This is a genomic window from Peribacillus sp. TH14 (genome assembly GCF_016651145.1).
In the GTDB taxonomy this organism is placed as follows: Bacteria; Bacillota; Bacilli; order Bacillales; family DSM-1321; genus Peribacillus; species Peribacillus butanolivorans.
This window is the reverse complement of record NZ_JAEKEK010000001.1, coordinates 5,327,395-5,348,185: the sequence shown is the minus strand read 5'-3', so window position 1 is coordinate 5,348,185 and position 20,791 is coordinate 5,327,395. Positions and strand designations below refer to the sequence as shown.

The following is a 20,791-nucleotide window of genomic DNA, read 5'->3' as shown; positions in this document are numbered from 1 at the left end:
GAAAGAGATGAGTTCTATGCCGGAAAAGCTTTTGAATAATACTACATGCGTACTGTCTCCCTTAGGCGATTCTGCAATCGTGATTACATTTGGGAATGAAATTAAATACGACATTCACAAAAAAATTAAAATGTTTATGGATTTGCTTGAAGATGAACCTTTTGTTGGATATATAGAATGTGTGCCGGCTTTTACAAATTTGACAGTTTTTTATGATCCTCTAGTTATCTATAAGAAACAAAAACAAAGCAATAACGATGAATTAATTTCTCCATATGAAGTGGTTCGTTCTATCCTGGAAAGGAAACTACAGTGGTTAAAAGAAGATAAAAAGCTGACACATCGAACAGTTTCTATTCCTGTATGTTATGGGGATGAATATGGCCCGGATTTAGAATATGTAGCTCGTTATAATAATTTATCTACTGATGAAGTCATCCATATTCATTCAAACGGTGAGTACCTAGCCTATATGATTGGATTTGCACCAGGTTTTCCATTTCTCGGTGGACTATCAGAAAAAATTTCAACGCCTAGACGATCTTCTCCAAGAATGACCATACCAACAGGGGCAGTTGGAATTGCAGGTATGCAAACGGGTGTATATCCTATATCAACACCTGGAGGGTGGCAATTAATTGGACAAACGCCAACCAAACTATTTTTACCAAATGTAAATCCTCCAAGTTTATTACAAGCAGGAGACATTGTGAAATTCCATCCAATTTCTAATCAAGAGTATAAAGAAATTATTCTAAAGGAGGGGTTACAGTGAGCCTGCGTGTAATCAAGCCGGGATTATTAACTAGTATTCAGGATCTTGGAAGAAAAGGATTTCAGCAACATGGAGTGATTGTAAGCGGGGCAATGGATGCATATTCCCTACGAATTGCCAATATGTTAGTTGGCAATAAAGAAGGTGAAGCGGCCCTGGAAATTACGTTAATGGGTCCGACTCTTAAAATAGAAAAAAATTGCTTGATCGCGATAACAGGTGGAAATTTATCACCTACTATTGACAGTCAAGCTGTTCCAATGTGGAAGCCTGTTTATGTAAAAAAAGGCACGATTCTTCGATTCGCTGGATGTAAATCAGGTTGTAGGGCTTATTTGTCTGTAGCGGGAGGATACGCTATTTCTACAGTTATGAATAGTAAAAGTACATATTTAAGAGGGGAAATTGGCGGCTATAATGGAAGAGCATTAAAAGTAGATGATGTTGTGGATTTTAATGAAACTTCTACTATTCTAGATAACCGGAAGTTTAAGGAAGCGTTTACCGCTCCAAAGTGGTTTGTCAATGAAAAGGAGTTTATGCCAAGTCGCATGCCAGTTATTCGTTTCATAGATGGAAGCCAGTACGATTATTTTACGGCCTCTAGTAAAGTTAGTTTTACAGAGAATTTGTTTAAAGTTTCAAACCAATCTGATCGTATGGGCTATAGAATATCAGGCCCTTTGCTGGAGTTACAAGAAAAACGTGAGCTATTGTCTGAAGCAGTAATTAACGGGTCTGTTCAAGTTCCTCCTGATGGAAACCCTATCATTCTTCTTGCGGATAGCCAAACAACGGGAGGGTATCCTAAGATAGCTCAAGTGATAACTGCAGATTTACCATTAATTGCTCAGGTCAAACCAGGGGAAGCTATTCAATTTTCACGAGTATCCTTAAAAGAAGCTGAGCAGCTTTTCCTTCAAAAAGAACAACAATTAAATGTATTAAAGGTTTCAATTTCATTAGCTCTAAAAAAACAGCATATTATATAGTTATTTCACATCAAGAAGTAGCAAAAAGGAAGAGAGTACTCTTATTAAAAGGGCACTTTCTTTTTTTTGTTTATTCTCCGAAAACAGCCTAACATCAAGAAAAAATTCCATCTGTATTTCCTCCTATATAATATAAATTACAAAAAAACTGGAAAATAGGAGGTTTGAAATAAAGTACAGGCAGTTCTGCACATCAGAGCTGTTTTTTTATTTTCAAAGATAGGGGAATTTTCCCCTTAGGATGGGGAAGTTCCCCGATATGGAAAAATCGGGGCACCTCTTACAATAAGGGTATGGTAATTGTTTGAATGAGGAGGAATAGTAATGCAGGCAAAAGTCGCAGCAAATCAAAAAACAGGAAAATCAATTGATAATGCATTTGCATCACATTTTGCTAAGTCTATGTTTCTAGCAGTTTGCGGACTTGTAACCTTATCGTTTTTTGGCACAAGAATGTTTACACACGTAGATTTAAACCTTTATGGCTATATGGTGGGGACGATTATTTTTATTGGGGGGGTCTTTTACAGGTATATCGCATGGGGAGAAAGGCCGCCAACAAAGATTTTTATAAAAAAAGGCATCAAACTTCTATTTAGAAAATCAACGCCTAAAACATCAGTTGAACATTTAGCAACATACAATTTCATCTGGAATAGGGGAATTTACCGATGGACTCAGCACATTCTAATCGGATGGGGATGTATTCTTTCCTGCTTCGTGACATTTCCTCTAGTATTTGGATGGATGTACTTCACCATGGACGAAAATGGCTACTACAACATTATCGCAATGGGGATCCGGGTAATAACAGTACCAGCTAATGGGATCATTGCGAACTTATCATATAACGCTCTGAACATTACAGCTGTGATGGTTATCGCCGGAGTATGCATGGCTCTATACCGCCGTTTGAAAAATATGCAGGCAAGAGCAGAACAAAAATTCATGTATGACTTTCTTCCATTATATATGCTGTTATTAGTTAGCATTACAGGCTTGTCACTAACGTTTATGAACATCTCTTTGCACGGTGCAGGTCAGCCAGCTATGTCCCTGATTCACCAGTGGTCAGTCATTATTACATTGATTTATCTTCCGTTCGGAAAACTTGCTCACATACCATTCCGCCCAATGAGTGTATTTGCAAGAAACTACAGAGAGCATTATGCGGAACAATCCATGAAAGGATGCAAAGTGTGTGGTGATGAGTTTGTTTCAACAGAACAATCAAAAGATGTCGTAGAGGTTCTCGGCGTGAACGATATCGAATTTCAAACGAAGGAAGGCCATCATCTCGCTGAAATGTGCCTACCTTGCCGAAGAAAATACCGGATTGCTCAATTTTCCGGTTTCCCTATCCATGAGCTAAAAGTTAAGGAGGCAAACCAGAATGCAAAGGGATAAGTTTTTTAAAGAAGTAGAGAATGTGATACACCCGAATGAAACATTGGTCAAAACGCATTGTGCATATTGTGGAATGCAGTGCGGAATGAATTTAAGGGTAAATAGAGCGACAAATAAAATCATTGGGGTTGAACCACGTTATGACTGGCCTGTAACGGTTGGGAAAATGTGTCCAAAAGGGGTTACAGCTTACCAGCAGACGAACCATGATGATCGTATTTTAAAACCGCTTATTCGTGATGATGCATCATTAAAGGGAACAAAGGAAGGCTTTCGTGAAGCAAGTTGGAATGAAGCATATGATTTAATCGTGAAAAAGTTCAGTGAGCTTCAAAATAAATATGGAAAAGATTCATTATCCGTTTTCAGCGGCGTATCAATGACAAATGAAAAATGCTATTTAACAGGGAAATTTGCACGTGTGGCTCTTGGAACGCGCTACATTGACTATAATGGCCGTTTCTGTATGTCTAGTGCGGCCGGGGGATTCCTTCGTTCTTTCGGCATAGATAGAGGTTCAACATTACCCTGGACAGATATTCATGAAACGGATTGCTTATTTATTGCAGGAAGTAATACAGCAGAATGTCATCCAACTTCTATGTTCCGAGTCTGGAACGTTCAAGAAAGAGGCGGATACATTATCGTGGTGGATCCCCGCGAAACGCCAATTGCGAGAAGAGCAGATGTGCACCTTGACCTGAAACCGGGAACGGATCTTGCCCTTGCTAATGGAATCTTAAATTTATTAATTCAAAAGGGTTATGCTGACAAAGAGTTTATTAATAATCATACAAACGGATTTGAAGAAACAAAAGAGCTTGTAAAAGAATTTACACCGGAATATACGAGTGAGCTTACAGGTGTGGCACCGGAAAAAATCATTCGCGCAGCAGAGATTTATGGAAAAGCACCGAATGCAGTTGTCATGTTTGCCCGTGGAATTGAACAGCAGCATAAGGGTGTTGACAATGTATCTGGATATACAAACATGGCGCTTGTAACGGGTAAGATTGGCCGTCTGAAGTCTGGTGTAGCAACATTCACAGGTCAAGGAAACGGACAGGGTGGACGAGAGCATGGTCAGAAAGCGGATTTATTGCCAGGATATCGAAAAATTACAAATCCTAAACATGTAGAAGAAGTTTGTAAAGTATGGAAAATCACTCCGGAAGAAATGCCTCATCCGGGTGTTTCTGCTTATGAAATGTTTGAACTAATGGAACAAAAAACGATCCGCGGATTGTATCTGCTATGTTCTAATCCTGCAGTATCCGCGCCGAATTTAAATTTCGTCAGAAGCGCGATGAAAAACCTGGATTTTATGTTGTGTTCGGATTTCTATCTTTCTGAATCAGCAGAGTTTGCGGATGTGATCCTGCCGTCTGTAACGTGGTCAGAAGATGAAGGGACAGTTACAAACCTGGAAGGAAGAATTATTAAGATAAATAAGGCACAAGAACCAATCGGTGAATCTAAGCCCGATTGGCAAATACAAGTAGAGCTTGCAGAACGTCTCGGAAGAGGAAAATATTTTTCAAATTTGAAAACAGCAAAAGATATAGCTGATGAATTCAGACTGGCTAGTAAAGGCGGATATGCTGATTATTATGGAGCTACATGGGATAAAATCGACAAACAGGACGGTGTATTTTGGCCTTGCAAGGATGAAAATGATAAGGGAACGCCGCATATGTTCCTGGATAAAAAATTCTATCACGCAGACGGCAAAGCGAAAATTTGTGCGCTTCCTTACCGCCCCCCTGCTGAAGAGCCAGATGAAAAATATCCGCTTCGTTTAACAACTGGACGTGTCGTTTACCACTACTTATCAGGGAACCAGACGAGAAGAATCCAGTTCCTGCGTGATATGTGTCCGGAGCCATACGTCGAAGTACATCCGGAAACAGCAAAAATATACAATATGGAACATGAAGAAAGAATCCGCCTATTTACCCGAAGAGGTGAGGCAATCTATAAAGTGAAAATTACAGAAGCAATTCGTAAAGATACTGTATTTGTTCCGTACCACTTTGGTCACGAGCAATCTATCAATCTATTAACCATTGCAGCACTGGATCCGATTTCCCGTATGCCGGAATATAAGGCATGTGCTGCTCAATTGGAAAAAGTAGAAATAAAGAAGGTGCAATAAATGGAAAAGAGGCTGTACTTAGAACTTGAAAACTGTATAGGATGCCGTTCATGCCTTGCAGCATGTACACAATGCGGAGGGCATGAAGAGCGGAACAGAAACTACGTTTACGATGTAAACCCTATGGTTAATCGGCAAACCATGCCTCTTATGTGCCTTCATTGTGTGAATCCAGCCTGTGCAAGAAGCTGTCCAGCCCAGGCAATCCAAATCCATGAAACAGGGGCCGTATTATCAGCTCTCGTTGAAAAATGTATCGGCTGCCAAAACTGTACGATTGCTTGTCCATACGGAATACCAAAATTTGATACTGAACAAAACTTAATGTACAAATGCGATTTATGTATCGACCGGACAAAAGACAGTATCCCGCCAATGTGTGCAAGTGTTTGCCCGTCTAATACACTTCAATGGCTAACAGATGAAGAAATTGAAAATAAGAAAAAACAATTTAATCTAGATAATGGAAAATGGGTGACTAGCATACCGTATCTTGAAGGTGAAACGAACGTTAAAGTAAATTTGCCTGGTATTTTACAGGGGATAACAAAGCTATTTTAGGAGGGATTAAGGTGCCGTCAGATAAAAATAATAAAATTCCCTTTAATGAAGATAATTACACTCATAATATTGAACGGAATAATGAAAGAAAGCTTGACAGACGTGGGTTCATGAAAACATTAGTGGGGGCTGCTGGCGTATTCGCAATTTCCTCCCTTCCTTGGGGGGCGGTAGCGGCTAAAGAATTGCTGGGGCTTGGGGAAAAGGAGTATCCTCACAAAAAAATCACAGATGTAAGCAAACTTGCAATTGGTGACGCATTAGAGTTTAAATTTCCAGGTGATCATGATGATGCTCTTTTGATCAGATTGTCAGAAAAGAAATACGTAGCTTACCAAAATGCATGCACACATCTTCGCTGTCCGGTTTTCTGGGTGAAGGAAGAAGGAGAGATGATTTGTCCTTGTCATCATGGAAAATTTGATGTTGAAACAGGTGCTCCAACTGCCGGTCCGCCAAGAAGGCCGCTGCCTGAGATTCAGGTGAAAGTTGAAAATGGCGCGGTATACGCAGTAAGGGTGAAGCGTTATGAGGCTTAAGTTTATTGGTGTCGCGCTGCTTTGTGCCTTCTTTATGATGAATATTGTATTTACCCAATTTATGGTTCACCAATATTATTATGAAAATTATGTAAATGTATTAATATTTGGGGGATTAAACATTGTGGTGTTTCCCTTAGCGTTATTTACTTATAAAAAAACGAAAAATGAAAAGGCGTGAATCAAATGAACAGTGAAACATACCTTGATTTTTGTTTTATAAAAGAAGCATCTGGAAATTTTGCTACTGAAATCGATAAGCTCCTTTCAGACCTTTTTAAAGATGTCCGTCTTAACTGGTATTTAGATGAAAAGTCAATAGATGGGGTTGATATTGTAGTTGCCGAAGTAAAGGGAATGAGCAGATGGGAGTCTGAAGAGGAAACAATGGAATTTATCGAGAATTATGCAAAAGATACATTCTGGAAATATTTGCAGGGTTATCAGATGAATGTTTACCTGGCAAAGAGAGGGTGCAATACCTGTGGAACAAATTAATGTAGAAGATATACAACCATTAGTATCGGAAAAAGCAAGAGTAGCCATCTTCGATGATCATGGCCAGGATAAAGCTCCTTTCGTTTCTATAACGATTGTTAAGGTGGAGCTTTGTCCTGACAAAACACATCTGCGTATTTATTTTGACGACATTAACTTTTTCGGCTGTCCCATTGATATCCAATGTGACTAAAAATGAAAATGAGTGGTCAGCTTTTGATGAAAATTCGGGTTTACAATATATAATTAGAAGAGAGAGTGGTCAGGATGTTTAGAAAAATTCAGCTTCCATTACAAACCTTAAATCTCGTTGTAGGATTTATGGTGTGGGTATTAATTTCTTCCCTGCTGCCTTTTATTAAAGAAGATATCGCTATACAGGATGGTCAGCTTGCACTGGTAACAGCTGTTCCTGTTATTTTAGGATCTATTCTTCGCATTCCCCTTGGCTTTTACGCCAATCAGTTCGGGGCTAGGAAAATTTTCCTGATTAGCTTTATATTGCTGTTATTCCCTGTTTATTATATCAGTATCGCGGACTCTCTTGCTGATTTGTTGATTGGAGGGCTTTTTCTTGGTATTGGGGGAGCCGTATTCTCTGTAGGAGTAACCTCTTTACCAAAGTATTATCCTAAGGAACGCCATGGCTTTATAAACGGAATTTACGGTGCAGGAAACCTTGGAACGGCTATATCAGCGTTTGCAGCCCCTGTTGTAGCTACGAAGTTTGGCTGGTCTACAACCGTGCAGCTTTACCTTGTAATTTTGGCAGTCTTTATTGCAGGTAACTTCCTATTAGGAGATAAAAGGGAACTGAGAGTTAAAACACCGCTTTTAGAACAAATTAAGGGTGTCTACAAAAATGAAAAACTATGGCTGCTAAGCTTATTTTACTTTATAACATTCGGTTCTTTTGTTGCATTTACTATTTACCTGCCAAACTTTCTTGTAGCGAACTTTGGATTAGATAAAGTTGATGCCGGTATAAGGACAGCAGGCTTTATTGTCCTTGCTACTCTTATGAGACCAATTGGCGGGTGGCTTGCCGACCGCTTCCATTCTCTTATTCTGCTCATGTTTGTTTTTGGAGTTTATACGATTTCAGCAATGATCCTATCCTTTGCTCCTTCAATTAGCTGGTACACATTTGGCTGTTTAAGTATTGCTCTATGTGCTGGAATGGGAAATGGTGTTATTTTTAAGCTAGTGCCGATGTATTTCCAAAAACAGGCTGGTATTGTGAATGGAATTGTGTCCGCAATGGGCGGTTTGGGAGGATTTTTCCCGCCGTTAATTCTATCCTTGTTATTCAATATCACAGGCCATTATGCAATCGGGTTCATGGCATTGTCAGAAGTTGCTCTTGCAAGTTTGATTTTAGTCGTCTGGATGTATTTCCAAGGTAAAATGGAGCTTGCCAAAGAAGTTATTGACCATACAATAGAAGGCATTTTGATCACCGATACCAGTGGTAAAATCATTTCAGTAAACCCTGCGTTTACAAGTATTACGGGCTATCAGGAAAATGAAGTAATTGGAAAGAATCCTAGTATACTTAAGTCAGGTAAACAGCCTCAAACTTTTTATAAGGATTTATGGAAATCTATTGAAAAAAATGGTTTCTGGCAAGGTGAAATCTTGAATAGCCGTAAGGATGGACAACAATATCTACAATGGCTGACAATTAGTGCAATAAAGAATAATGCTGGGGATGTTGTTCAATATGCCGGGATGTTTAGTGACATTTCAAGTAATAAAATGAAAAAATCATAAAAAATCAATGTGCAGTAAATCATTGAATCCCAGTTTTGAAGCGGAGTTTTCGACGTACAAGAAGTACTAGTGCAAACTTTCCCTAAGGACAGAAACTCTTCATCAGCTTTTACATCGCTCGACCGAAAGCGTAACTTTTGGGAGGACGTCTCGTATTAGTCGGCCTGCCCGATAATTTGCGACAAACGATTAAGGAGGGTGGGAATGAATACTCAGCCACTCAAAAAAAACATCAGTTCTTATATTATTCAAACTCATGAAGAAGAGATTAAACGAATTGCAATGGAGCTTCATGAAGGCGTGGGACAGTCCCTCTACAGTCTTTTTACAGGTATGCAGCTCATTGAAAAGGCAATCGAACAGCCTGCCATGAAAAGCTATGCAGGTGATATGAGCCAGCTATTGGAAAAGACAATTCAAGAAATCAGGCTCTTGGCTGTAGAATTGCATCCTCCTACCCTTACAACTCTGGGGCTAATTTCTGCTATGAAAAGCTATATAAAATTATACACTTCAACATATGGCATTGAAGTTGAGGTAGAGAATCTGGGTGTTGAATCGCAAATCTCTGATAGAGATAGCATTACACTTTTCAGAGTCTGCCAGGAAGCATTAGTGAATATAGCAAGGTATGCTGATACGATGAAGGCAAGTATAATATTCAAATGGAAAAAAAGCAGGTTATTGATTATGATTAAAGATTCAGGAAAAGGGTTTGAGGTGGAAACGGCTATGAATAAGTCGAGCGGGCTTGCAGCCATGAGTGAAAGAATGCATTTGATTGGCGGAGAATGTACCATATTTTCAAAAATAGATAAAGGGACTTCTATAGAGATTTCTCTTCCATTATATTAAAATGGACTAAACAGGGGGTTTGCTAATTGAGCAATCCCCGTTGTTGTTTCAAATTCATTTATAACAATACATATACGAACAAAGCTAAGGGGGAACAGCTTTGATAAAAATTTTGCTTTGCGATGATCACGCCGTTGTAAGAATGGGCTTAAAGATGCTATTAAATAATCATTCTGATATGGAAGTGATAGGGGAAGCTTCCGAGGGGAACGAAGGAATACAGCAAGCACTAGAGCTCCAGCCAAATGTGGTAGTCATGGATTTAAGCATGCCTCATGGGAAAGATGGCTTATCAGCAACTTCAGAACTGAAAAAACTAATGCCTGAAGTAGCCATATTAATACTTACTATGCATGATGATGAAGAATATTTGTTCAGAGCTATTCAAGCGGGTGCTTCAGGCTGTATTTTAAAAACTGCACCACATGAAGAATTATTGGTAGCTATTCGCTCTGTTTCGACCGGAAATGCTTACCTTCATCCATCTGCAACTAAAAGGTTAATGGAAGTATACATAGGCAGTGTGAAGCAGGGGACCTCTGATACTTTCAATCTGCTTTCGGACCGTGAAAAAGAGGTCCTGACCTTGATTGCGAAAGGATTTTCCAATAAAGAAATTGCCGGACAGCTTGTTATAAGTGTGAAAACGGTTGAAACCCATAAAGGAAACCTGATGGAGAAGCTTCAGATGAAAACAAGACCTGAACTTGTTGCATTTGCTTTAAAAAAGGGGTTATTAGGGTATGGAATTTAACGTGTGCAATAAATCGAGAAAAGATCAACCATTTAAACAAGCGTGTGAACAAGTATTAGAAGAATTGAACTGTGATTTTGTTGGACTGGCTTTACAAAACAGCATCGGTCCAGACGTAAGCTGGCATTATGCCGCCGGGAACAGAAATGATAAATACAAAAGAATAACAGTTCGATATGGAAAAGGGATAGCAGGTAAGGTAATATCAACAGGCAGACCGATGGGAATTGAAGATTTTCCTAATAATATTCTGGGTAAAGCACTAGAATATCCTATCATGCTCGCGGAAAATCTCAGCTACGCTTTCGCAGTTCCAATTCAATTTAAAGGTGTTCTCAAAGGTGTATTATTAGTAGGTAATAGAACAAAACAGCCTATTTCTGAAAGTGACCAGCATACGATCCTTGATGCAGCGAAAAGATTGGAAAAGGAATTAAACAGCTCAATTTAACGGCAACAGGAGGACTATGTATGGACTGGAATAATCATTTGGAAATGGAAAAAGAGAATTCTTTTGGGTCCAGCGAAGCGACAATTCTCGTTAATGAATCAGGCGTCATCTCATTTGCGAATCAACAGGTATATGAAAATTTTGGTTATTTAAATCATGAATTAATAGGAGAAAAGCTTTTGAATCTTATGCCAGGAGCAAATCTTCAGGCCAGTGGGGAAGGGGAAATAATCCACCAGTTCGGAATCCACAGGGATGGACATACTTTTTCACTTTTTTTCAGGGTAAATGCCTTTTCGCTTGAAAAAGAGGTCTTTTACTTAGTCGTGTTCCATAAAGTGAAAGACCAATCACGACTTAATCAACAGCAAACCTATCCCATAAATGAGCTGGTTGATTTAATGTACGCACTCGATGAATCAACGATTGTCGCTTTTACAGATGAAAAAGGCAAGATACAATCCATAAACAAGAAATTTTGTGCTGTATCCCAATATTCAGCAGCAGAACTTATAGGGAAGGATCATCGAATTATCAATTCAGGTTATCATTCAAAGGAATTTATGCAAAATCTTTGGATAACAATCTCGACAGGAAGTGTATGGAGGGGCGAAATTAAGAACAGAGCAAAGGATGGAACCTATTATTGGGTAGATACCACAATTGTCCCTTTCTTAAATGAAATAGGGAGCCCTTATAAATACCTGGCAATTCGGAAGGAAATTACCGAATATAAACGAGTTGTAGAGGAACTGAAAAAGTCCGTAAATAAACTTGTCGATTTTCAATTTGCTTTGGATGCTTCATCAATTGTAGCTATAACCGATCAAAGAGGGACCATCAAATTTGTTAATGATCAATTTTGCCGGATTTCGGAGTTTTCAAAGGAAGAGCTGATTGGACAGAATCATCGAATTATTAACTCGGGATTTCATTCTAGAGAATTTTTCAATGATCTTTGGAGAACAATTTCATCGGGGAAAGTATGGAAAGGTGAGATTAAAAATAAGACCAAGGGTGGAACCTATTATTGGGTAGATACGACTATAGTTCCGTTTCTTGATGAGCACAATAAACCATACCAGTATTTAGCGATTCGCTATGAAGTGACCAAGAGGAAGATTGCGGAAGAAGAGATTCAGAAAATGACGGGAAAAATCATTGATGTTCAGGAAGATGAAAGGAAACGCCTTTCTCGAGAGCTTCACGATGGTATCGGACAAAACTTATACAGCCATCTCATCACGATTAACAGGCTGCAGACAGAAATGAGTCATCCTCTTTTAGATCAGATGCGAGATGAAGCAACTGAAATTATCGAAGAACTCCGACACCTATCATGGGAACTGCGGCCATCAGTACTTGATGATCTTGGTTTGTTCCCAGCCATTCGCTCTTATTTGGTCCGGTTTTCAGAGCATCACCATATCAAGATCCATTTTGACTGCTATTTAAATTGCCGTCTGAATACAAACAAAGAAATTACCATTTACCGTGTAATCCAAGAAGCATTAACGAATATTCGTAAATATGCTCAAACCGAAGAAGCAACAGTGACGATTCGGGAAATAGATGACGAAATTCGTGTGGTTATAGAGGATAAAGGAAAGGGATTTGATTTAGAAAAGGTTACCCGTGGAGTAGGCATATTCAGTATGGAAGAGAGAGCCAAAGCTGCCGGTGGAAACCTTTCCCTTCATTCTGTTGAGGAGAAAGGGACAAAAGTATTTTTGGAAATACCTTTGTAAAGAAATTTTTTTTGTAACGATCAGGTAAATTTAGCTCCCAAGGAATTCCTGATAGCTTTACGCATTAAGATAATATTCCCATTAAAGATCCTCTAAGGGGTCTGTTAAGCTTATAACCCATGGCGAAAGCTTCCAATTTACAAGCAAATAAAAGTTGAAAGTTATGAAGAAAACCGCTACGAAGCTAATATGAATATGTGCTCAGAGCATTTATGCAAAATAACAATCTATGCGAAAACAGTCTTATTCAATTACAACTTTTGTGCTTTGTTTTATAATAAATTGATAGTATAGGTGAACACCAATTTCTATCTTCTGCACTAATAAAAATACTAAAATCATGAAAGGAGCCATGTATGCAATCACAAAATAAAACCGTTATAAAGTCAATGCAGATTCTTAACCTTTTCATAAATCATTCCAGGCTCACTTTTAATGAAATGATGGAACTTTCTGGCCTCCCAAAAACCTCTCTGCACCGTATGATTGGATCATTAGAAGAAATGGGGTTTTTAACAAGAGATGATGATGGTTATTATTCACTTGGGCTAGTATTCTTGCAGTTTGGACAACTCGTAGGGGAGCGTTTAGATATAAGAAAAATCGCATACCCCATTATGAAAGAACTTCGAGATGATGTTGAAGAAGCTGTGAATCTAATTGTGAGAGATACTAACGAAGCCATGTATATTGAAAAGGTAGATACGTTGCATCCTGTTCGTTTATATACTTCAATCGGAAGGCGTTCACCACTGTACGCAGGTGACTCTCGAATAATACTCGCCTATTTGTCTGAAGAAGAGTGTGAAGCATATCTCGAAAATATAGAATTAAAACCAATTGCTATTGGAACGATAACAGATAAAAAAATACTCCGTCATGCTTTGGAAGATGCAAGAATGAAAGGTTATACGATTACTTCCTCTGAATTAGAGGATTATACAAAATCCGTAAGTGCACCAATACTTAACGGTAAAAATCAAATTGTAGCAGGTATAAGCGTAGCTGGAATTGATGCAAGATTTCAAGAAGATCGCTTGCCGGAATTAATTGAAAAAGTAACGAATGCCGCCAGACGAATTTCATTGAAACTAGGTTCTCAAACTTCGTAAACTAAAACCGAAAAAGAGGTAGCAGATTAATAAACTTTGTATGTCCCCCAATTCAATTCAGTACTATACTATCTGATTTTTGTTTCCATAAGATTTACTTGGAATTTCTAAAAGTTGAGGGATAGGACTATGGAAAGCCATTCCCGAACGGAAACAACCATGAGCAGACCTTTCTTTGATATTTCTTAGGAGAACCTTTTACCACTTGGTTCCTTGAAGGTAGTGAATGCTTCATCTCAACTAAGGGAATAATTTGTGTAACCACTCTAATCATTTACGATTAGGTGGTTTTTGGGGTTTTTGTTATCATTTTACTAACAGTTTTTATCCTCATTGAGTTGTTAAAACATCTAAGCATATAAATTGAGCTCTCCAACCTTTTTCAGTATCATAGTCACCTATGATAGTTTTGATACCGTCTTCCATAACATTTTTGTTGAATAAATATCTGCTTGTGAAGAAGCTGATTTTTTTATACGGCGTATGCCTCAGAAAAATAAAACAATACTTTATTTTATAATTTAATCTGTCCACGTAGACTGTTAAAATACGATATTTACTCTTGTAAGGGAACAAATAAAATGAACTAAAACATAATTGGTAATAATTAGGAAATTCATCGAATAAGAAACGAAACGTGTACGGGAATCATCCTATTTTCAAATCTAGAATTCTCGTACACGTCAAGGAAATATAATAAACTATTGAAGAAATGAACATATTCTGTGTTGTCTATTTTTTTAAGCCATTAGAGCAGGTTACACTTCGCCCCAGTGATGCTGTTTCTGCATTTAAATACGTGCAAATTCGGATTGATATATATTCCTTGGTACTCCAATGTCAGCCATGGTAAGTAACCCTGGTTTGCGAATGGCATCGATCTGCTTAGCGGTATTGATAACCATTGCAGCGGTCGCAGTATCTCCAAAAATACCATTTGGAATGATCAATCTTTGCGTTTCGTTTCCTTCAATAATAATTTCATCTTCTTGATTAATTCCAACAGACATAGTCAAATCCAAGCATATTTCCCTTCCATTTGAGGTCTTGCCCTTGGATACTTGATGAAGGCCATTTACATCTCCTGGTTTTAAGGAAGTAAGTGGAACGGTAATATTTTCTCCAGCAATCGTCGGTTCAATTGTATTGTTTACACTTGCAAGGTTCCAATTGAGACCATAAGCGATTAATCTGACAGATTCTTCAAGCCCAACATGCCCAATTTTATTCTGTTCAGCTAAGGATTCAAATTCTTCTTTGGGCATACCGATACCGACTTTTTTTTGTAAGGGAATGCGTCGTTTTGAAACATCTACCCTACGGTTGACAATTATTTTATTGACCGTTGTTAATACTGTTGAAAAACAGATGACCAATGTATCCATGATGAATCCTGGATTAATGCCAGTCCCAATGACACTAAGCCTTTTAGCCTTAGCGTAATCATCTATTTCCTTGGCAAGTTCAGGGTAACGGTCCCAGGGGAAAGAAAGCTGTTCGCAGGTAGAAACGACTGAAAAACCATGATCTAGAAGTTCTTTGATTTGTGGCCATACTTGTTGTAAGTTAGAACCGGTTGCATGAAGGGCGACAGGATGATCTGTGTTCGTTTTTACTTCTTGTATACTGGATACTACATTTAGTCCTGTTTGTTTTTCATTGATTAATAACCCAATATCATTTCCAATCTTTTCAGGATCAATATCTATAACACCAATAATCGAGTGTGGATTAGTTTGGTATGCACTGCGGAGAATTTCTATACCAATAGGGCCGAGTCCGAATACTGAAAATTTTGAATGTTGTTTAGTCAATAATCTCTCATCCTTTCAAATATCGTATAAAAAAATGCTAACATGGTAAGATAAATAATAAAAATAGTAAATTTTTATATACTTATAAATATTGGTTATAGAAGGGAGTACTTAAAGAAAGGGGGAATTATCAAGAAACGTATTTGTTCAAAGCGGGAAAATTATTTGGATTATAATTGAAATTGAATAATCAATATAAATTTATGTAAAAGAGGCTCTACCAAAGGTTTTACTTTTGGTAGGGCCTCTTTTTTAAAAATAACCTAATGTTTATTCTGGATCAAAATAAAAAACTCTTATCTATCGTAAAACGTTGGATCGTTTTGTAGAGTATGCAAAATTTGATTAGTTAATAATGACGTATCATCGTTGTTTTTCCATATCGCTGAAATGGAACTAGTTAATTCAGTGTTATCGATGTCTAAAGCTTTAACGTTACTTGTCCCTAACAAACCAATCATATCTTTGGGCATGAGAGCAACGCCTAGGTTATTAGAGACCAAATTAGCTATAGTTAATAATTCCGATCCTTTACATAATTCTTTCGGAGAAAATCCAGCAGTTAAACAAGCCTTTTCCAATAGAAATTGAAGGGAGTGTGCTTGAACCGCATCATAATGAATGAAAGATTCATCCTTTGCTTCGTATAAGTGTATAGAATCCTTTTGAGCTAGTGGATGAACAGTTGAAACCACTAATTGTAATGGAAATCTTTTGAATTCAATCATGTTCAATCCTTCATGGGCAATTATGTTATTGTGAATGGGTGTTCGGATAAACCCGATGTGATAATTTTGTTGATTAACTAGTTTGACAGCCCTTGATGATGTTGTTTCATGTAGATAAAATTCAACATCAGGATATTCCCCAAGAAACTTTTTTAATAGCTTTGGGATATAAATGCTAGCTGCAGAGGGTACGGTAGCGATTTCTATTTTAGGTTTGGGGATAATCTTGTTTTCAACTATGTAATTGATCGTTTTCTCAATATCATCGAAGGAAGGAGCGAGTTTTTTATAGATGTACTCTCCCTCCTCTGTTAATGTGATTTTTCTTGTTGTTCGATTTAAAAGTTTAAAACCTAGTTGTTTTTCAAGGGAAGAGATTTGTTGACTTAGCCCGGGTTGGGAAATATGCAGGGTTTTGGATGCCTCACTGAAACTAAGATGGTTAGAAATCTCTATAAAATAGCGTAGAGATAGAAAATTCATATGATCACTCACTTCAGTTGGATTTCAAGAATCACTGCCAAAAAGGTAATTTTTATAATGAACACTTATAAGTTTATAACAATAATATATTTCTAATATAGAAGAGTCAATATTATCCTTTAATAAAGGGTGGAGCTGTATAATTAGGGATTTCCACTCACAAATGATTGAATTTTCTTATTTATTTGCAGTATTTTGACCCATTTACGCCTTGTATTTTACTGATTTTGTAAGAAATAATAATTTATTCCTAGAGATTTTTCAGTACTAAGGTCTAACTGGAAAATACAGGTAAATCAAGGTAGTCGGTAGAATATTAACAATATCATCTATTAAATGGTGATAAAAATGCAAAAGGAGGATTTTAATGAAAAAATTATACAGTGGCTTTCTATTAGTTAGTATCTTGATGCTTATCGGAATCATGACAGCATGTAGTGGCAGTAAAGAAGGTGTCTCCGGCGGTGGAAGCCAAAACTTAAGTCTATTGACTGGCGGAACTGGCGGTACATATTATCCACTTGGTGGACAAATTGGAAATATCATTTCTGATAACACAAAGGCGAATATAACACCCCAAACATCCGGTGCTTCAGCTGAAAACATGGAAACCTTGAGAGTGGGAGAAGCTGAAATTGCTTTCTCGCAAACAGATATCGGAGCATATGCAATTGAAGGAAAAGAAATGTTTGAAGGAAAACCAATTGATAATATCCAAGCAATCAGCTCTTTATATCCGGAAACGGTACAACTTGTAACGACAGCTAAAAGTGGAATTAAATCAGTTAGCGATCTAAAAGGAAAAAAAGTATCAGTGGGCGCACCTGGATCAGGAGCATACATTAATGCCATGCAAATTCTAGAAATTCATGGATTATCAGACAAAGATATTAAAGCACAAAATCTATCTTTTGATGAGTCAACTGACGGAATCCAGGCAGGTAATATTGACGCAGCATTTATAACTGCAGGCACACCAACTGGTGCGGTTGAAGCGTTATCTGTACAAAATGATATTGTCATTATTCCAATGGAAGACGACAAAGTTCAAGCATTGGTTGACAAATATCCATACTATGCAGAGGATACCATTCCTAGTGGCACTTATAAAATAAAATCTGACATTAAAACGGTGGCTGTTAAAGCAATGTTAGTTGTATCAAAGGATCTTGATGAAGAATTAGTATACGAAATGACAAGAGCTATTTATGAAAATACAGACAAAATCACACATGCAAAAGGTAAGTTCATTAAACCTGAAACGGCACTTGAAGGATTAGGGGATATGGAGCTTCATCCTGGTGCAGCTAAATACTTTAAAGAAAAAGGTGTAACTCAGTAAACACTATAATGGTCGGTAGTACGCTATATGTGTTCTATCGACTTTTGTTTTCTGGAAAATAGATTCCTAATTTTGAAAGGGGTATCTATGAGAGTGAAGAAATTTACGATTTATTGTATACCTCTACTATTGTTTAGCGCTTTTCTATTCTTCTTTCCATATAAACAAGTCATTGCTTTTTCTTACCAGGATCAAGAGGAATTACTAGCATATTTACCGTTGAAAAAAGAAAAAACTGTTCAAATAAAGTATACACACTCTATTCACTTATCAGAAGTACTCGAAACTTATCACTTATCCGACAAGAAAATGAAACTAACCGAGCTTGCATATAAAGATTTTGCAGTTGGTATGCCTTCTAATGCAGAAGGTGACGAAGTATTTGAAGAGAAAGACGGCACTTATTATATAAAAAATATGAATCGCCAATTTGCATATATTGATTTAAGAATAGGGAAAGTTAGAGCAAATCATCGGTTAATTTATAAGGGGTGTACATACACATTTTCAAGTTTTATTAAGCCAGGCACATGGATCAGAATTTCTCCAAAAAAATTTCATTTTGGGAACAATTGAATGGAGTGAATATAAATGGCTGATGATAACGAAATAGCGAAGTATTTAACGGAAGAAGAACAACAGGAACTATTAGAAAAATACGATCCTGAAGCGGGAACAAGGAAATTAACAGGTATTTTGGGTTACATTGCTTTTATCGGTCTCTTAGCCTTTTCATTATTTCAATTATATACGGCTGTTTTTGGTGTTTTTACAGCACAAATTCAAAGGACGATACATTTAGGTTTTGCACTTTCTTTAATTTTTTTACTATTCCCCGCAAACCGCAAGAAACGTCAAAAGGGAAAGTTCCAAATTGCCTGGTACGATATTATTTTAGCTGTTCTTAGTATTGGAGTAGGCGCTTATTGGCCATTATTTTTCGAGGATCTCGTTATGAATGTTGGTCGTTTAGGCACTTTGGATTTTGCAGTTGGTTTAGTAGCGATTCTACTTGTACTTGAGGCTACTAGGCGTGCAGTAGGTCTTCCCATTATGGTTATTGCCATAGTATTTGTTCTCTATGGACTTTTTGGACAATATATGCCTGGGTTCTTATCACATCGTGGTTTAACCTTTGAGCGTATGGTACAAACGATGTTTTTCTCTACGGAGGGGATATTAGGCACACCATTAGCGATTTCATCTACATTTATCTTCCTGTTTTTATTGTTTGGTTCTTTCCTTATTCGAACAGGGGTTGGTCAATATTTTAATGATCTTTCAACAGCGATTGCTGGTAGAAGAATAGGAGGGCCTGCAAAGGTTGCAATTTTTTCAAGTGCTCTTCAAGGAACGATAAGCGGAAGCTCTGTAGCTAATGTTGTTACTTCAGGAGCATTCACGATTCCGATGATGAAAAACCTTGGATATAAAAAGGAATTTGCTGGTGCAGTAGAGGCAGCTGCTTCAACAGGTGGTCAATTAATGCCGCCAATAATGGGGGCTGCTGCATTTTTAATGGTTGAGTTTATTGGTAACGGGATTACGTATTGGGATATAGCTAAAGCAGCTTCCATTCCAGCCATACTTTACTTTTCAGGAATTTGGATAATGACACACTTTGAAGCGAAGAGACTTGGATTGCGTGGGTTAACCAAAGAAGAAATGCCTAGTAAGAAAGAAGTATTTGGTAAGATTTATTTATTAATTCCGATAATCGCCATTGTTTTATTACTCATGTCAAATATAACGGTTACACATGTCTGCACTGTACTCAATTGTCATCTCTGTCATAGTGGGCTTTATTAACAAAGATGTACGTATGAAATTCATTGATATTATTTATGCATTAGTTGATGGAGCTCGTACAGCACTTGCAGTAGCAGCTGCCACTGCATCAGCAGGTATTATTGTAGGAATTGTGACGAAAACGGGATTAGGGCTAAAGCTGGCAAATGGTTTAATCGATTTGTCTGGTGGATATTTAATACCAACACTTATGCTAACGATGGTAGCAGCACTTGTTTTGGGAATGGGATCACCGACAACTGCAAACTATGTAATCACATCCACAATTGCGGCGCCTGCAATAATTTTACTAGGTGTACCGGATTTATCGGCACATTTATTCGTTTTCTACTTTGGAATAATTGCAGACATAACACCACCAGTTGCATTAGCAGCTTTTGCAGCTGCAGGAGTTTCTGGTGGAGAACCGATAAAAACTGGGATAGAGTCATCAAAACTGGCAATAGCCGCATTTATTATTCCATACATTTTTGTACTTTCTCCGCAAATGCTTATGATTGATACAACTTGGATGGAAGTTGCATGGGTTGTTCTTACAGCAATGACGGGTATGATCGCAATTGGAGCCGGTGTAATTGGTTACTGGGTGAGGGGGATGCACTGGTTAGAAAGAATCCTTGCTATCGTGGTTGGGCTGCTATTAATCTATCCTGAAACAATTTCGGACATTATTGGATTAACTACGTTTGTAATATTACTTGGTTTACAATATTTGAGGAATCGAGACAAGGATAACAGTTCTAATATATTGGAACATAAACAAAATATGTAGAAATCATACCTGCAACGATATTATATGGGCAAGCAGAGGGTGTAAGGTATGTGTTTGTACTCTTTGTGACTATAATCGTAAGGACAACGAATGGTATCAATAAATACTAGAGTTGAAGAAAAGCAGGTAATGGTTTTTTTTATAGCATAAGAAATCTAAATCAAATTTTAATTTTTGATTTTAAGGGGGTGGTTTAATGAGGTAAAGTTTCCAATTCATATTT

18 protein-coding genes and 1 pseudogene are annotated in these 20,791 nt (G+C 37.6%); 17 read left to right on the top strand and 2 right to left on the bottom strand.

Annotated elements, in window-relative coordinates; translation table 11 throughout:
* Window positions 1-7 precede the first annotated feature (7 nt).
* The 14 genes from pxpB (at window position 8) to JFU50_RS25685 (ending at window position 13,620) form a co-directional block, all read left to right on the top strand.
* Window positions 8-775, top strand: a complete 768-nt coding sequence (gene pxpB, locus JFU50_RS25750; RefSeq protein ID WP_376111246.1) for a 5-oxoprolinase subunit PxpB — start codon at window positions 8-10, stop codon at window positions 773-775.
* On the top strand, window positions 772-1,767 hold the full coding sequence (locus JFU50_RS25745) for a 5-oxoprolinase/urea amidolyase family protein (protein ID WP_201224737.1): 996 nt from the start codon (window positions 772-774) through the stop codon (window positions 1,765-1,767). Before pxpB ends, JFU50_RS25745 begins: the two co-directional genes overlap by 4 nt.
* Window positions 1,768-2,091: 324 nt before the next feature.
* On the top strand, window positions 2,092-3,174 hold the full coding sequence (locus JFU50_RS25740; RefSeq protein ID WP_201224736.1) for a hypothetical protein: 1,083 nt from the start codon (window positions 2,092-2,094) through the stop codon (window positions 3,172-3,174).
* Complete coding sequence (locus tag JFU50_RS25735; protein ID WP_201224735.1) at window positions 3,161-5,329, top strand: molybdopterin oxidoreductase family protein; 2,169 nt, start codon at window positions 3,161-3,163, stop codon at window positions 5,327-5,329. The genes JFU50_RS25740 and JFU50_RS25735 overlap by 14 nt, the downstream gene beginning before the upstream one ends.
* Window positions 5,330-5,890 (top strand): 4Fe-4S dicluster domain-containing protein, encoded by a 561-nt coding sequence (locus tag JFU50_RS25730; RefSeq protein ID WP_201180850.1) that lies wholly within the window; start codon window positions 5,330-5,332, stop codon window positions 5,888-5,890.
* A gap of 11 nt (window positions 5,891-5,901) precedes the next feature.
* Entirely contained in the window at window positions 5,902-6,429 is a 528-nt protein-coding gene (locus JFU50_RS25725) for a Rieske (2Fe-2S) protein (protein ID WP_056527086.1), read from the top strand.
* A 186-nt stretch (window positions 6,430-6,615) separates the two neighbouring features.
* Window positions 6,616-6,927: a hypothetical protein gene (locus tag JFU50_RS25720; RefSeq protein ID WP_201224734.1), complete on the top strand. Its 312-nt coding sequence runs from the start codon at window positions 6,616-6,618 to the stop codon at window positions 6,925-6,927.
* Window positions 6,914-7,120, top strand: a complete 207-nt coding sequence (locus JFU50_RS31110) for a hypothetical protein (RefSeq protein WP_242489103.1) — start codon at window positions 6,914-6,916, stop codon at window positions 7,118-7,120. The genes JFU50_RS25720 and JFU50_RS31110 overlap by 14 nt, the downstream gene beginning before the upstream one ends.
* A gap of 74 nt (window positions 7,121-7,194) precedes the next feature.
* Window positions 7,195-8,700 (top strand): nitrate/nitrite transporter, encoded by a 1,506-nt coding sequence (locus JFU50_RS25710; protein ID WP_201224733.1) that lies wholly within the window; start codon window positions 7,195-7,197, stop codon window positions 8,698-8,700.
* Window positions 8,701-8,904: 204 nt separating this feature from the next.
* Window positions 8,905-9,555: a sensor histidine kinase gene (locus JFU50_RS25705; RefSeq protein ID WP_201180841.1), complete on the top strand. Its 651-nt coding sequence runs from the start codon at window positions 8,905-8,907 to the stop codon at window positions 9,553-9,555.
* 100 nt (window positions 9,556-9,655) lie between these two features.
* The gene (locus tag JFU50_RS25700) at window positions 9,656-10,309 is read left to right on the top strand and encodes a response regulator (RefSeq protein WP_207196336.1); all 654 of its coding nucleotides are present in this window, start codon (window positions 9,656-9,658) and stop codon (window positions 10,307-10,309) included.
* The gene (locus JFU50_RS25695) at window positions 10,299-10,760 is read left to right on the top strand and encodes a GAF domain-containing protein (protein ID WP_201180839.1); all 462 of its coding nucleotides are present in this window, start codon (window positions 10,299-10,301) and stop codon (window positions 10,758-10,760) included. Before JFU50_RS25700 ends, JFU50_RS25695 begins: the two co-directional genes overlap by 11 nt.
* A gap of 20 nt (window positions 10,761-10,780) precedes the next feature.
* On the top strand, window positions 10,781-12,508 hold the full coding sequence (locus tag JFU50_RS25690) for a sensor histidine kinase (protein ID WP_201224732.1): 1,728 nt from the start codon (window positions 10,781-10,783) through the stop codon (window positions 12,506-12,508).
* Window positions 12,509-12,864: 356 nt separating this feature from the next.
* Window positions 12,865-13,620: an IclR family transcriptional regulator gene (locus JFU50_RS25685; protein ID WP_201180837.1), complete on the top strand. Its 756-nt coding sequence runs from the start codon at window positions 12,865-12,867 to the stop codon at window positions 13,618-13,620.
* A 791-nt stretch (window positions 13,621-14,411) separates the two neighbouring features.
* On the opposite strand, the gene JFU50_RS25680 is transcribed toward JFU50_RS25685, so the two are convergent.
* Both JFU50_RS25680 and JFU50_RS25675 read right to left on the bottom strand, forming a co-directional pair.
* On the bottom strand, window positions 14,412-15,434 hold the full coding sequence (locus tag JFU50_RS25680) for an NAD(P)H-dependent amine dehydrogenase family protein (RefSeq protein WP_201224731.1): 1,023 nt from the start codon (window positions 15,432-15,434) through the stop codon (window positions 14,412-14,414).
* 296 nt (window positions 15,435-15,730) lie between these two features.
* Window positions 15,731-16,645 (bottom strand): LysR family transcriptional regulator, encoded by a 915-nt coding sequence (locus JFU50_RS25675; RefSeq protein WP_201180835.1) that lies wholly within the window; start codon window positions 16,643-16,645, stop codon window positions 15,731-15,733.
* Between the two features lie 367 nt (window positions 16,646-17,012).
* Between JFU50_RS25675 and JFU50_RS25670 the strand changes: the two genes are divergently transcribed.
* The 3 genes and pseudogenes from JFU50_RS25670 (at window position 17,013) to JFU50_RS25660 (ending at window position 20,568) form a co-directional block, all read left to right on the top strand.
* Complete coding sequence (locus JFU50_RS25670) at window positions 17,013-17,987, top strand: TAXI family TRAP transporter solute-binding subunit (RefSeq protein WP_201224730.1); 975 nt, start codon at window positions 17,013-17,015, stop codon at window positions 17,985-17,987.
* Window positions 17,988-18,080: 93 nt separating this feature from the next.
* Complete coding sequence (locus JFU50_RS25665) at window positions 18,081-18,563, top strand: DUF1850 domain-containing protein (protein ID WP_342366319.1); 483 nt, start codon at window positions 18,081-18,083, stop codon at window positions 18,561-18,563.
* Between the two features lie 15 nt (window positions 18,564-18,578).
* Window positions 18,579-20,568 (top strand): annotated as a pseudogene (locus JFU50_RS25660) (TRAP transporter permease).
* Window positions 20,569-20,791 lie beyond the last annotated feature (223 nt).

Coding starts and splice junctions, on each gene's coding strand:
- JFU50_RS25730 (WP_201180850.1), top strand. CDS start 5,330: ATGGAAAAGAGGCTGTACTTAGAACTTGAAAACTGTATAGGATGCCGT.
- JFU50_RS25720 (WP_201224734.1), top strand. CDS start 6,616: ATGAACAGTGAAACATACCTTGATTTTTGTTTTATAAAAGAAGCATCT.
- JFU50_RS25690 (WP_201224732.1), top strand. CDS start 10,781: ATGGACTGGAATAATCATTTGGAAATGGAAAAAGAGAATTCTTTTGGG.
- JFU50_RS25740 (WP_201224736.1), top strand. CDS start 2,092: ATGCAGGCAAAAGTCGCAGCAAATCAAAAAACAGGAAAATCAATTGAT.
- JFU50_RS25685 (WP_201180837.1), top strand. CDS start 12,865: ATGCAATCACAAAATAAAACCGTTATAAAGTCAATGCAGATTCTTAAC.
- pxpB (WP_376111246.1), top strand. CDS start 8: ATGAGTTCTATGCCGGAAAAGCTTTTGAATAATACTACATGCGTACTG.
- JFU50_RS25710 (WP_201224733.1), top strand. CDS start 7,195: ATGTTTAGAAAAATTCAGCTTCCATTACAAACCTTAAATCTCGTTGTA.
- JFU50_RS25675 (WP_201180835.1), bottom strand. CDS start 16,645: ATGAATTTTCTATCTCTACGCTATTTTATAGAGATTTCTAACCATCTT.
- JFU50_RS25735 (WP_201224735.1), top strand. CDS start 3,161: ATGCAAAGGGATAAGTTTTTTAAAGAAGTAGAGAATGTGATACACCCG.
- JFU50_RS25695 (WP_201180839.1), top strand. CDS start 10,299: ATGGAATTTAACGTGTGCAATAAATCGAGAAAAGATCAACCATTTAAA.
- JFU50_RS25705 (WP_201180841.1), top strand. CDS start 8,905: ATGAATACTCAGCCACTCAAAAAAAACATCAGTTCTTATATTATTCAA.
- JFU50_RS25670 (WP_201224730.1), top strand. CDS start 17,013: ATGAAAAAATTATACAGTGGCTTTCTATTAGTTAGTATCTTGATGCTT.